Source organism: Microbacterium alkaliflavum (assembly GCF_044325405.1).
GTDB classification, from domain to species: Bacteria; Actinomycetota; Actinomycetes; order Actinomycetales; family Microbacteriaceae; genus Microbacterium; species Microbacterium alkaliflavum.
The window spans coordinates 82,032-94,607 of the sequence record NZ_JBIQWL010000002.1; the positions used below are offsets into that span (position 1 = coordinate 82,032).

Annotated in this window: 11 protein-coding genes and 1 tRNA gene; 4 read left to right on the forward strand and 8 right to left on the reverse strand. The window is 69.3% G+C overall.

Annotated elements, in window-relative coordinates; all coding sequences use genetic code 11:
• Positions 1 to 16 precede the first annotated feature (16 nt).
• Positions 17 to 583, forward strand: a complete 567-nt coding sequence (locus ACH3VR_RS05385) for a dihydrofolate reductase family protein (protein WP_396639742.1) — start codon at positions 17 to 19, stop codon at positions 581 to 583.
• A 4-nt stretch (positions 584 to 587) separates the two neighbouring features.
• On the opposite strand, the gene ACH3VR_RS05390 is transcribed toward ACH3VR_RS05385, so the two are convergent.
• Both ACH3VR_RS05390 and ACH3VR_RS05395 read right to left on the reverse strand, forming a co-directional pair.
• Complete coding sequence (locus ACH3VR_RS05390; protein WP_396639743.1) at positions 588 to 1,346, reverse strand: SGNH/GDSL hydrolase family protein; 759 nt, start codon at positions 1,344 to 1,346, stop codon at positions 588 to 590.
• 45 nt (positions 1,347 to 1,391) lie between these two features.
• Positions 1,392 to 2,435, reverse strand: a complete 1,044-nt coding sequence (locus tag ACH3VR_RS05395) for an LLM class flavin-dependent oxidoreductase (protein ID WP_396639744.1) — start codon at positions 2,433 to 2,435, stop codon at positions 1,392 to 1,394.
• Between the two features lie 86 nt (positions 2,436 to 2,521).
• Here ACH3VR_RS05395 and ACH3VR_RS05400 point away from each other — a divergent pair, with 86 nt between their 5' ends.
• Positions 2,522 to 3,148 carry a phosphoribosyltransferase gene (locus tag ACH3VR_RS05400; RefSeq protein WP_396639745.1) on the forward strand — a complete coding sequence of 209 codons (627 nt, stop codon included), beginning with the start codon at positions 2,522 to 2,524 and terminating at the stop codon, positions 3,146 to 3,148.
• Positions 3,149 to 3,192: 44 nt separating this feature from the next.
• On the opposite strand, the gene ACH3VR_RS05405 is transcribed toward ACH3VR_RS05400, so the two are convergent.
• Together ACH3VR_RS05405 and polA are read right to left on the reverse strand one after the other, a co-directional pair.
• Entirely contained in the window at positions 3,193 to 4,866 is a 1,674-nt protein-coding gene (locus ACH3VR_RS05405; protein ID WP_396639746.1) for a DUF885 domain-containing protein, read from the reverse strand.
• A 79-nt stretch (positions 4,867 to 4,945) separates the two neighbouring features.
• Positions 4,946 to 7,585 carry a DNA polymerase I gene (polA, locus tag ACH3VR_RS05410; protein ID WP_396639747.1) on the reverse strand — a complete coding sequence of 880 codons (2,640 nt, stop codon included), beginning with the start codon at positions 7,583 to 7,585 and terminating at the stop codon, positions 4,946 to 4,948.
• A 96-nt stretch (positions 7,586 to 7,681) separates the two neighbouring features.
• Between polA and ACH3VR_RS05415 the strand changes: the two genes are divergently transcribed.
• The gene (locus tag ACH3VR_RS05415; protein ID WP_396639748.1) at positions 7,682 to 8,110 is read left to right on the forward strand and encodes a hotdog fold thioesterase; all 429 of its coding nucleotides are present in this window, start codon (positions 7,682 to 7,684) and stop codon (positions 8,108 to 8,110) included.
• 52 nt (positions 8,111 to 8,162) lie between these two features.
• Here the strand turns inward: ACH3VR_RS05415 and ACH3VR_RS05420 are convergent, their stop codons facing one another.
• Positions 8,163 to 8,780 carry an ANTAR domain-containing response regulator gene (locus ACH3VR_RS05420; RefSeq protein WP_396639749.1) on the reverse strand — a complete coding sequence of 206 codons (618 nt, stop codon included), beginning with the start codon at positions 8,778 to 8,780 and terminating at the stop codon, positions 8,163 to 8,165.
• Positions 8,781 to 8,811: 31 nt separating this feature from the next.
• On the opposite strand from ACH3VR_RS05420, the gene ACH3VR_RS05425 reads away from it, so the two are divergent.
• Positions 8,812 to 8,894, forward strand: a tRNA-Leu gene (locus ACH3VR_RS05425).
• Positions 8,895 to 8,940: 46 nt separating this feature from the next.
• On the opposite strand, the gene ACH3VR_RS05430 is transcribed toward ACH3VR_RS05425, so the two are convergent.
• From ACH3VR_RS05430 to pyk, 3 genes are all read right to left on the reverse strand, one after another.
• On the reverse strand, positions 8,941 to 10,485 hold the full coding sequence (locus tag ACH3VR_RS05430; protein ID WP_396639750.1) for an APC family permease: 1,545 nt from the start codon (positions 10,483 to 10,485) through the stop codon (positions 8,941 to 8,943).
• Positions 10,486 to 10,662: 177 nt separating this feature from the next.
• Complete coding sequence (locus ACH3VR_RS05435; RefSeq protein WP_396639751.1) at positions 10,663 to 11,049, reverse strand: PLDc N-terminal domain-containing protein; 387 nt, start codon at positions 11,047 to 11,049, stop codon at positions 10,663 to 10,665.
• Positions 11,050 to 11,131: 82 nt separating this feature from the next.
• Positions 11,132 to 12,574, reverse strand: a complete 1,443-nt coding sequence (gene pyk, locus ACH3VR_RS05440; RefSeq protein WP_396639752.1) for a pyruvate kinase — start codon at positions 12,572 to 12,574, stop codon at positions 11,132 to 11,134.
• Positions 12,575 to 12,576: the final 2 nt, after the last annotated feature.

Consider the following 12,576-nt stretch of genomic DNA (forward strand, 5'->3'; position numbering starts at 1 on the left):
CGGTTAGCCTGTGCGCATGACACGCGTCGTCTTCAACACCGCCACGACACTCGACGGCTATCTCGCCGACGACGAAGACTCCCTCGACTGGCTGTTCGCGGTGCCCGGCTCCGCCGAGGCCGAGGCGGCGTTCCCCCGGTTCCTCGAGGGCATCGGCGTGCTCGTGATGGGCTCGACGACCTACGAGTGGGTGCTGCGGCACGAGAACCTGCTCGAGCATCCCGAGAAGTGGAAGGCGATCTACGGCGAGCGGCCGAGCTTCGTGCTGACGACCCGCACCCTCCCGCTCATCCCCGGCGCGCGGCTGCGGCTCCACTCGGGCGCGGTGCGCGACATCTGGGCCGACATCGTCGCGGCCGCCGGCGACAAGGACGTCTGGGTCGTCGGCGGCGGCGACGTCGTCGGCCAGTTCGCCGACGAAGGGCTGCTCGACGAGGTGCGCGTCTCGATCGCGCCCGCGACGCTCGGCTCGGGGCGGCCCCTGCTCCCCCGCAGACTAGGGGCCGATCGGCTCAGACTCGAGTCGGTGACCCAGAGGGGGCAGTTCGCGGAGCTCGTCTACTCGGTGCGCGCGACGGAGTAGGCAGTCACACGGGGTCGAACGTCGTCCACGCGCCGTACTTCGGCTCGCGGCCGTCCCCCGACGAGGTCCGCGTCACGCGGCGGCGCACCCACGGCCCGACGTGCTGCCGGTAGTACGCAGCGTTGCGCAACCGGGCGCTGTCGGGCAGCGTCGGAAGCGACCACCAGCCGGCGGCCGGTTCATAGCCGAGCGCCGTGAGCACACGGGCCGCGACGCGGTGATGACCGCGGGCGTTCATGTGCAGGCGATCGTCGGACCAGTACCCGGGCGTCGAGAGCTCGCGGTCGGGCCAGTTGAGCGCGCGCACGATGTCGGGTCGCGCATCGAGGTGCTCCGCGACGGCGGCCGACAGCACGTCGCCGCGACGCTGGATGACCCGGCTGAGCGGAAGCTGGGCAGACGGGTTGGCACCCGAGAGCACGACGAGCTTCACGCCCTCCTCGTCGCAGCGCGCGATCACGCGCTCGAACGCGGCGACGATGTGCGACACCGAGGTGCGCGGCCGCAGCATGTCATTGCCGCCGCCGTTGAACGACAGGTGCGTGGGTCGCAGTGCGAGCGCGGGCTCGAGCTGCTGTTCGACGATCGGCCACACGAGCTTTCCGCGGATGGCGAGGTTCGCGTACTCGACCGGCTCGCCCGACGCGCGCGCCCAGCCCTCCGCGACCAGGTCGGCCCATCCGCGCACGCGGCCGTCGGGAAGCTCGTCGCCGACGCCTTCGGTGAAGGAGTCGCCGATCGCGACGTATCGAACGGATGCCATCCGACCAGCCTAGGCGGCGTCGGTCGCCCCGGCTCGCGACGCGACCTAGGCCAGCAGCTCTCGCACGAGCGGCGCGACCTTCGTGCCGTACAGCTCGATCGAGCGCATCATGCGGCCGTGCGACAGCGTGCCCGTCGAGAACTTGAGGTCGAACCGATCGACCCCGAGCGTGCGGACGGTGTCGGCGATCTTGCGCGCCACCGTCTCGGGCGAGCCGACGTACAGAGCGCCCTCGGGTCCGACGTCGTGCTGGAAGCGCAGGCGATTGTAGGCGGGCCAGCCGCGCTCGCGGCCGATCGTGTTGTTCATCGCCTCGAATCCCTCGAAAGCCTCGTCCCACGCCTGCTGGTCGGTGTCGGCCACGTGACCGGGCGAGTGCACGCCGATCGGGAGCCGGTCGCGGCCGAACGAGTCGAGCGAGCGGTGGTAGAGGTCGACGAAGGGGCGGAACCGTCCCGCCGGTCCCCCGATGATCGCGAGCATGAGCCCGTAGCCGTGCCGTGCGGCGCGGACCACCGATTCGGGGGTGCCGCCGACGCCGACCCACGCCTTCAGGCCGCTCTCCGTCTTGGGGAAGACGTCGGCGTCTTCCAGTGCCGCGCGCTTCGTGCCGCTCCAGGTCACGGGCTTCTCGGCAAGCAGCTGAGAGAACAGGTCGAGCTTCTCGTCGAAGAGCACCTCGTAATCGCGCAGGTCGTAGCCGAACAGCGGGAACGACTCGATGAACGACCCGCGGCCGAGGATCACCTCCGCACGACCCCGGGAGACGGCATCCAGCGTCGCGAACCGCTCGTACACACGCACCGGGTCATCGCTCGACAGCACCGTGACAGCGGTGCCCAGGTGGATCTGCTGCGTCCGGCCCGCCGCGGCGGCGAGAACGATCTCGGGGCTCGAGACGGCGAACTCGGGGCGGTGGTGCTCCCCCACCCCGAAGAACGACAGGCCCACCTCGTCGGCGAGCACCGCCTGGTCGACGACGTTGCGGATCGTCTCGGCGTCGCTCAGCAGCGCTCCCGACTCGTCGCGCGTCACGTCCCCGAAGGTGTCGAGTCCGAGTTGCACCTGCGACTGATCGCTCGTGGCCATGGTGTGCTTCCTTCCATTCGAACGCATAGAACCACGAGGGCGGCGAGGGCATTCCCTCGTCGTGGTCGGCGACGTAGAGTGCGCGCATGGCCATCTTCCCGGATCGCGTCGCGGCGGGCAGAGAGCTCGCGGCGGCGCTGGAACATCATCGCGGAGCGGATGCCGTCGTCCTGGGCATCCCACGCGGCGGCGTCGTCGTGGCGGCGGAGGTCGCGCGGGCGCTCGCGCTCCCCCTCGGCGTCGCCGTCGTCCGCAAGCTCGGCGCGCCGTCGCGCGAAGAGTTCGCGGTCGGAGCGATCGCCGACGGCGTGCGGGTCGTCGATCCCGCCGCGACGCGGCTGCATGGTGTGACGCCGGAGGAGCTCGCCGCCGTCGAGGCGTCCGAGCGGGTCGAGCTCGAGCGTCGCAACCGCCTCTTCGCGGAGACACCGCTCGAGGTCGAGGGCCGCACCGCGATCATCGTCGACGACGGCATCGCGACGGGTGCCACGGCGACCGCGGCCTGCCGTGCTCAGCGCGGCCGGGGAGCCGCACGGATCGTGCTGGCCGCACCGGTCGCGCCCCTGCGGTGGCTGCCCGAGGACACCGTCGTCGACGAGTTCGTCTGCCCGCACCGCGAGCGGGAGTTCTGGGCGGTCGGCCAGTTCTACGACGACTTCACCCAGACGAGCGACGAGGAGGTCGCGCGCCTGCTGGCGCGCGACCTCCCCTGACGCAGCAGCGGGTTCAGGCTCGACAGGCTCACGCTTCGACAGGCTCAGCGGACGAGCGCCGAGCGCAGCGTGTCGAGACCGACGCCGCCCAGCTCGAGCGCGCGCTTGTGGAACGCCTTGATCGAGAACTCGACGCCCTCGCGATCCTTGACGTCGTCGCGCAGCTGCTCCCAGATACGCTGACCCACCTTGTACGACGGCGCCTGTCCGGGCCAGCCGAGGTAGCGGTTGACCTCGAAGCGGATGAACTCGTCGGACATGTTGACGTTGTGCCGCATGAACTCGAGCGCGTAGTCGCCGTCCCATGTGCCGCGGCCGTCGGGGCGGGGCTTTCCGAGGTGCACCCCGATGTCGAGCACGACGCGGGCCGCGCGCATGCGCTGGCCGTCCAGCATCCCGAGCCGGTCGGCGGGGTCGTCGAGGTAGCCGAGCTGCTGCATGAGCCGCTCCGCGTACAGCGCCCAGCCCTCCGCGTGCCCGGACGTGCCGGCGAGCAGGCGCCGCCACGAGTTCAGCTCGGCGCGGTTGTAGACCGCCTGCGCGATCTGCAGGTGGTGCCCGGGAACGCCCTCGTGGTAGACGGTCGTCAGCTCGCGCCACGTGTCGAAGTCCTCGACGCCTTCGGGCACCGACCACCACATGCGGCCGGGACGCGAGAAGTCGTCGGTCGGGCCCGTGTAGTAGATCCCGCCTTCCTTCGTCGGCGCGATCATGCACTCGAGCCTGCGGATCGGCTCGGGGATGTCGAAGTGCGTCTTGCCGAGCTCTGCGACGGCGTGGTCGCTCGTCTCCTGCATCCACCGCTGCAGGGCCTCGGTGCCCACGAGCTTGCGCGAGGGATCCTGCTCGAGGATGGCGACGGCCTCCTCGACGCTCGCGCCGGCCTTGATCTCGTGCGCGATCTCCTCCTGCTCGGCCACCATGCGTGCGAGCTCTTCGACGCCCCACTCGTACGTCTCGTCGAGATCGATCGTCGCGCCGAGGAACCTGCGCGAGTGGAGGGCGTAGAGCTCGCGGCCCACGGCGTCGCCCTCGCCGGCGACGGGAGCGAGCTCGCCGCTCAGGAAGTCGGCGAGCCGGTCGTACGCGACGCGGGCGGCGTTCGCGTTGTCGGAGAGGTCGCGGGCGAGGGATGCCGGGAGCTGGCCCTCCTCGGGAGCCGCCTCGACCGCGAATTCGGCGAAGAACCCCGTCTCGTTCGTGTACCGCGCGATCTGGGTGACGACTTCGGCGACCTGGCGGCGTGCCGGCACGACTCCGCGCGAGATTCCCTCGCGCAGCGTCGCGATGTAGCCGTCGACGGCTGCCGGAAGGGCCTTCAGGCGCGTCGAGACGACCGTCCAGTCGTCGACCGTGTCGGTGGGCATGAGGTCGAAGACCGAGCGGATGTCCTGCGCCGGCGAGGCGATGACGTTGAGGTCGCGCAGGTGCCACTGCGCCTCGTGCAGGTCGAGCGCGAGCCGCAGCTCGCGAGTCAGGTCCTCCTGCGTCACGGCGTCGACGGCGTCGACCGGGGTCGCCGCCTCGAGCGCCGCGAGCGTGGCGCGCGTCGCCTCGATGAGATGCTCCTGCCCGGCCGGCGAGAAGTCGGCGTACCGGTCGTTGAACTCGTTGCGCCCGATGTAGGTGGCCAGCGAGGGGTCGAGCTCGGCGACGGTGTCGACCCAGCGGTCGGCGATCTCGTCGATCGGGGTGGAGGCGCGCAGAGAATCACTCATGCGTCGAGCCTAGGCATGGCACCGCGTCGCTACCAATCCAGGACGCGGTCTCACCCGCTCAGCAGGAGCGGGAGCGGGATCAGTGCGCCGCCTCGTTCCAGTCGGCGCCGCGTCCGATCTGCACGTCGAGGGGCACGGAGAGGCGTGCCGCATCGCCCATGCGTTCGCGCACGACCCGCTCGGCGGCATCCCACTCCCCCTCGGCCACCTCCACCACGAGTTCGTCGTGGATCTGCATGAGCACACGCGACTGCAGCCCCTCCGCGCGGAAGTCGTCGTGGATGTGGAACAGCGCGATCTTCATGATGTCGGCGGCGCTGCCCTGGATCGGGGCGTTGAGCGCCGCGCGCTCGGCGTTCTCACGCAGCACCCGGTTGGGGCTCGCGAGGTCGGGGAACGGGCGCCTGCGGCCGAAGATCGTCTCGGTGTAGCCGTCGACGCGCGCCTGCTCGACCGACGAGCGCAGATAGTCGCGCACGGCACCGAAGCGCGCGAAGTACTCCATCATGAGCTGCTTCGCCTCGGACTGCTCGATGCGCAGCTGCTTGGACAGGCCGAACGCCGACAGGCCGTAGACGAGGCCGTACGACATCGCCTTGACCTTCGTGCGCATCGCCGCCGTGACGTCTTCGGGGGCGACGCCGAACACGCGCGCGCCGACGAAGCGGTGCAGGTCTTCGCCCGAGTTGAACGCCTCGATGAGGCCCGGGTCTTCCGACAGGTGCGCCATGATGCGCATCTCGATCTGCGAGTAGTCGGCCGTCAGGAGCGTCTCGTAGCCGGCGCCCACCTCGAAGGCGGAGCGGATGCGGCGGCTCTCCTCCGTGCGCACGGGGATGTTCTGCAGGTTCGGGTCGGTGCTCGACAGCCGCCCCGTCTGGCTTCCCGTCTGCAGGTACGTCGTGCGCACGCGGCCGTCGTCGGCGATGGCGACGTCGAGCGACTCGATGATCTGACGCAGCTTCGTCGCCTCGCGATGCTGCAGGAGCAGGTCGAGGAACGGGTGCGGGTTCGTCTCCTGCAGATCGGCCAGCACCGCGGCATCCGTCGAGTACCCGGTCTTCGTCTTGCGCGTCTTCGGGAGCTCGAGCTCGTCGAAGAGCACCTCCTGCAGCTGCTTCGGCGAGCCCAGGTTGACCTCTCGCCCGATCGCGGCATACGCGTCCTGTGCGATGGCGTCGGCGCGGTCGCCGAGCTCTCCCGAGAACCCGGAGAGCTTGGCGTGCGAGACGGAGACGCCGGCGAGCTCCATGTCGGCGAGCGTCTGCAGCGTGGGCAGCTCGATGTCGGCGAGGACGGCGGCGACCGACTCGGGAAGCTCGGCGCGCAGCATCTCGGCGACGCGGAGCGTGTACCAGGACAGCTGGCCGGGGGTCGCGCCCTCGGTCTCGGGTACGAGCTGTGCGGGGTCGGACTCGGGCAGCTTCTCATCGAGGTAGCGGTCGACGAGGTCGGCGAGCGTCTTGTCGGGGAAGCTCGGCCGCAGGAGCCATCCCGCGAGGGTCGTGTCGAAGACGAGCCCGCCGAGCCGCTGCCCCGCGCGCGTCAGCGCCTTGACCTGGGGCTTCGCGTCGCCCAGGACCTTCGGCGCGTCTGAGGCGAGCCACTCGCCGAGCGCGTCGGCGACGGCCGGCGTCCAGTCGGACTCGACCGCGGCGTCCTTCGTCGCCAGGCCGATGCGCCGGGGCAGGCCGCCCTCGATGACGAGCGTGACCGCGACGTCGCCCTTCGCGGCGTCGACCCACGCGCGCAGCCCGTCGGCCGACGGCTCGGCGGGCACCGGCATCGGCACGGCGGCAGCTGACGCGACGGCCGCCATCTGCTGCTCGATGCCGGCGAGCTCGGCGACGCGAGGGATGAGCGTCTTGAACTCGAGGCGCGCGAAGATGTCGCGCACGGCCTGCGCGTCCATCGGCTGCACCTCGAGATCGGTGGGATGCAAGGGCAGGTCGACGTCACGCAGCAGGCGGTTCAGGGCGCGATTGCGGCGCACGGAGTCGAGGTGCTCGCGCAGGTTGCCGCCGACGACGCCGGTGACCTTGTCGGCGTTCTCCAGCAGGCTGTCGAGCGACCCGAACTGGGTGAGCCACTTGACGGCGGTCTTCTCCCCCACCTTGGGCACGCCGGGGAGGTTGTCGCTGGTCTCGCCGACGAGCGCGGCGATGTCGGGGTACTGCTCGGGCGGCACGCCGTAGCGGTCGATGACGGCCTGCCGGTCGTAGCGCTTGAGCTGCGAGACGCCCTGGACGTTCGGGTAGAGCAGAGTGATGTCGTCGTTGACGAGCTGGATCGTGTCACGGTCGCCGGAGCACACGAGCACCGAGAAGCCCGCCTCGGCGCCCTGCGTCGCGAGGGTCGCGAGAATGTCGTCGGCCTCGATGTCCTCCTGCTGGAGCACCTGGATGCTCATGGCCGCGAGGCAGTCCTGCAGGAGCGGGATCTGCCCCTTGAACTCCGACGGCGTCTCGGAGCGGTTGGCCTTGTACTCCGCGTACTCCCGCGTGCGGAACGACTGCCGCGACGTGTCGAAGGCGACCGCCATGTGGGTGGGCCGCTCGGCCTTGATGAGGTTGATGAGCATCGCGAGGAAGCCGTAGATGCCGTTCGTGTGCTGCCCGTCCTTCGTCGAGAAGTTCTCGACAGGGAGTGCGTAGAACGCCCGATATGCGAGCGAATGGCCGTCCACGACGAGAAGGGTAGGCTTTGCGGAGTCCGTCACCCTGCAAGCCTAGTCAGGGCTTACGACAGGCATCCGACCCCCTGCGCCGACCTCCGCGCCGGCGCGCGCGCTCCGTTCGTGACCCCGAGGAGGACCATGTCCGACGCCCCCGCGACCGTTGACCGGCTCGACTGGGCGCGCGCCCGAGGCGTCGGCGCCCTCGCCGAGAAGATGGGCTTCGAATGGGTCGAGCTCACGCTGGATCGCGCCGTCGGGAGGATGCCCGTCGAGGGCAACACGCAGCCGGTCGGACTGTTCCACGGAGGCGCCTACTGCGTGCTCGGCGAGTCGCTCGGCTCGATGCACGCCAACCTGCACGCCGGCCCCGGGCGCCTCGCCGTCGGCATCGACATCAACGCGACGCACACGCGCTCGGCGACATCGGGGTTCGTGACCGGCGTCTGCACGCCCATCCACCTCGGCCGCACCCTCACGGTGCACGAGATCGTCGTGAGCGACGATCAGGGCCGGCGGTGCTCGACTGTCCGGATCACGAACATGATCCGGGACCTCCCCCGGGAATGAAAGAACGGATGCCGCGACCCCGGGCCGCGGCATCCGTCCAAGCGGGTGGGGGTCAGCCCTTCTTGGGGGCGAGCTGCTCGATGATGGCCTTCGCGACGTCCTGCATCGTCAGGCGGCGGTCCATCGACGCCTTCTGGATCCAGCGGAACGCCTCGGGCTCCGAGAGGCCCATCTTCTCGTTGAGGAGGCCCTTCGCGCGGTCGACGAGCTTGCGGGTCTCGAAGCGCTCGACCATGTCGGCGACCTCGGCCTCGAGCGTGATGATCTGGTCGTAGCGGGCCAGCGCGATCTCGATCGCCGGGAGCAGGTCGTTCGGTGTGAACGGCTTCACGACGTAGGCAAGGGCGCCTGCCTCGCTCGCACGCTCGACGAGCTCCTTCTGGCTGAACGCCGTCAGGAGCACGACCGGGGCGATGTGGTTCTTGCTGAGCTTCTCGGCCGCGCTGATGCCGTCGAGCTGGGGCATCTTGACGTCCATGATCACGAGGTCGGGACGCAGCTCGGTCGCGAGGGCCACGGCGGTCTCGCCGTCACCGGCCTCGCCGACGACGTCGAACCCGTTGTCGCGGAGGATCTCGACGATGTCGAGCCGGATGAGCGACTCGTCTTCGGCCACGACGACGCGACGGGGGGCGGATGCCGAAGCGGTCTGCTCTTGCTCTGTCACCATTGAATCCTACGGTATGGTCAATCGCGGACTCGCCGGTGTGGCGGAATGGCAGACGCGACCGACTCAAACTCGGTTGTCCGCAAGGACGTGTGGGTTCGACTCCCACCACCGGCACGACGGGAGTGGATGCCTCGGCTGAGGCATCCACTCCCCTTCCGGTTCAGTCGTCGACGGTCTTGATGACCTGCGTGTTCGGGTCGGGCAGCGTCTCGACCTGCTCGGGCGAGCGCAGGTCGACGTCGACCGGTGCCTTCTTGTCGAGCTCGGCCGGCAGCTCGAGCGGGCGCCGCGAGTAGTACACCTTCGCCTTGCGGTAGAACAGCACGAGCGGCACGACGCCGAGCACGATGAGCCCGATGCCGAGCCAGTTCACGATCGGATCGTTCTGCGGGATCGACGCGAAGAACGCCCACCCCATGAAGATCGCGCCCGCTGCCGGCCACAGCCCGATGAGGATGAAGTTCTTGGTCGATTGGAACAGCACCCTGCGGTAGGCCACCACGACGGCGACGCCGGCGAGGGTGTAGTAGAACGCGATCTGCAGGCCGATCGACAGGATGGCGTTCTCCATGATGTCGCCGACGCTGCCGAGGAAGTTCGATCCGACGAACAGCACGAGCGACACGCCGAGGATGACGAGCGTCGCGAACGTCGGAGTCTTCCAGCGGGGGTGGACGCGACCGAAGACGCGCGGGATCGTGTGGTCGCGACCCATCGCGAAGAGGGTCCTCGTGACCTGGATGAGCGTCGTCTCGAGTGTGGCGATCGTCGAGAGGGCCACCGCGATGATCAGGATCTTGCCGCCGATCCCGGGCCAGATGACATCGCCGAGCACCGACAGGATGTTGGCGCTGTTGTCCTCGATCTCCTGCTGCGACAGCATGATGAGCGTCGCGATCGTGAAGACCTCGAACAGCACGAAGACGATGCCGACGCCGATGAGGCCCGCGGCACCGGCCGACTTGTGGCCGTCCTTCGTCTCCTCATTGAGGTTCGACGAGACATCCCAGCCCCAGTAGTAGAAGGCGGCGATGAGGGCCGCTCCGACGAAGACGCCGGGGCCTGTGAGGTGCTGGAAGCCCAGCCAGTCCCACGAGAAGTCCGGCCCGTCGTGCGCCGTGGTGCCCGCGCGGAAGAGCGCGAGGGCCGCGAAGACGACGAGGATGCCGACCTCGATGCACGACATGATCCACTGGGCACGAGCGGTGATGCTCACGCCGAAGTAGACGCACGCCGCCATGATGACGAACCAGATCGCTCCGACGAACGTGATCAGGGGCACGTTGTCGGCCTGCTCGGGGGCGAAGAGCGACACCGTCATCGCTCCGGCCGGCAGCGCGCCGGCGACCATGAAGATCGTCGCCGAGATGACCAGCGCCCAGCCGGACAGGAAGCCGAGCGCCGGGTGCAGCGCGCGGGCGACCCACGAGTAGGCGGCGCCGGCGTTGACGTCGGCGCGTCCGAGGTACAGGAATGCCCAGGCGATGCCGAGCATCGGGATGCCGCACCACAGGAGCGCGGCGGGGGCGCCGAGGCCTGCGACGCCCACGAGTGTCGCGGTCGTGGCCGCGATCGAATAGGCGGGTGCACTGCCCGCCACGGCCATCACGATCGAGCCGGCGGCGCTCACGCCGCCTTCCTGCAGGTTGTGTCCGCCCGCATCCCTCTGGCCGTCGGGCACGACCTGGGAGCTGTTCTGGGTCATCGGGTCCCCTCACTGTCGCCTCCATCGGCGACCACGGTCGCCACCATGGCGACCGGAGGGGACGATACACCTCCGGATCCCGGTCCGGAAGGATATCCACAGCGGCAGGACGATCCGTCCGAAACAGAGGAGCGGCGCGGAGCATCTGCTCCGCGCCGCTCCTCGTGATGCGGTCGTCTACGCGCCGTAGTACTGGTTGCCGAGAGCCTTGCTCTTGAGCGCCTCGTACTCGCCCTGCGAGATCGTGCCGGCGTCGAGCAGCGCCTTCGCGCGCGCGATGTCGTCGGCAGGGCTCGCGGAGGCGGCGGGGCGGTAGTCGTCGTACTCGGCGACCGTGCGCGACCGCGCCTGGTACTCGCGCTCGGCGATGCCCTTGCCGTTGACGATGACGTAGATGATGCCCGTCAGGAACGGCACGAAGACGAGCAGGATGATCCAGAGCGCCTTGATCCAGCCGTTTGCCTTGTCGTCGCGGAAGAGGTCGCGGATGACGAAGATGATCACATAGAGGTAGGCGAAGAAGTAGAACGCCCACAGGAGCCACCAGAAGAACACCGGTGTCACCGTCCTTTCGAGAGAGTGGCCCCAGCATAGAGGCCCGCACCCCGAGAGGGGCGCGGGCCTCACCTGAGCCGGGTGAACGGCTCTACTGGCGGTAGATCGGGGCCGCCCCGTGGACGGCGTCGCCCACCTTGTGGACGCGGATGTCGTTGGTCGACCCGATGATCCCGGGAGGGGATCCCGAGATCACGACGACCTTGTCTCCGACCTTCGCGAGGTCGTTGGCGAGCAGGTAGTCGTCGACCTGGATGAACATGCGGTCGGTGTGCGGCACGTGCTCGACGAGCGTCGAGCGCACGCCCCACGTGAGCGCCATGCGGCGGCGGATCGCCGGCTCGGGCGTGAACGCGATCATGGGGATCTTGGAGCGGATGCGCGACATGCGCCGCGCCGTGTCACCCGACTCGGTGAACAGGCACAGGTACTTCGCCTCGACGAAGTCGGCGACCTCGACGGCGGCGAGCGTGATGGCGCCGCCCTGCGTGCGCGGCTTGGCCGTGAGGGGCAGGATGCGCTCGAGGCCGTGGTCCTCGGTCGACTCGACGATGCGGGCCATCGTCTCGACGACGACGACGGGGTACTTGCCGACGCTCGTCTCGCCCGACAGCATGACCGCATCGGCGCCGTCGAGGACGGCGTTGGCGACGTCGCTCGTCTCGGCGCGCGTGGGGACCGGGTTCTCGATCATCGACTCGAGCATCTGCGTCGCGACGATGACGGGCTTGGCCATGCGGCGGCACAGCTCGACGGCGCGCTTCTGCACGATCGGCACGGCCTCCAGCGGCAGCTCGACGCCCAGGTCGCCGCGGGCGACCATGATGCCGTCGAACGCGTCGATGATCTCCTCGAGATTGTCGACGGCCTGCGGCTTCTCGATCTTGGCGATGACGGGGACGTGGCGTCCCTCCTCGGCCATGATGACGTGCACGCGCTGGACGTCCTTCGCGTCGCGTACGAACGACAGCGCGATGAGGTCGGCGCCGATGCGCAGGCCCCAGCGGAGGTCGGCCTCGTCCTTCTCCGACAGCGCGGGCACGTTGACCGCGACGCCGGGCAGGTTGATGCCCTTGTTGTTGGAGACGGGGCCGGCGACGATCACCTTGGTGGTGACGACCGTGCCGTCGGTCTCGACGACCTCGACGCGGACCTTGCCGTCGTCGATGAGGAGGAAGTCGCCGGGCTTGACGTCCTGCGGCAGCCCCTTGAAGGTCGTCGAGACGATCTCCTTGGTGCCGAGGATGTCGTCCGTCGTGATCTTGAAGATGTCGCCGACGGCGAGCTCGTGCGGCCCGTTCTCGAACTTGCCGAGGCGGATCTTGGGGCCCTGCAGATCGACGAGGATGGCGACCGGGCGGCCCGCGTCGTCAGCGGCCTTCCGGACGTTGGCGAAGTTGTTCTCGTGCACGGAGTAATCGCCGTGACTCAGGTTGAACCGCGCGACGTCGACGCCGGCCTCGATGATCGCGCGGACCATCTCGTACGTCGAGGTTGCGGGGCCGAGGGTTGCGACGATCTTGGCGCGTCTCATCC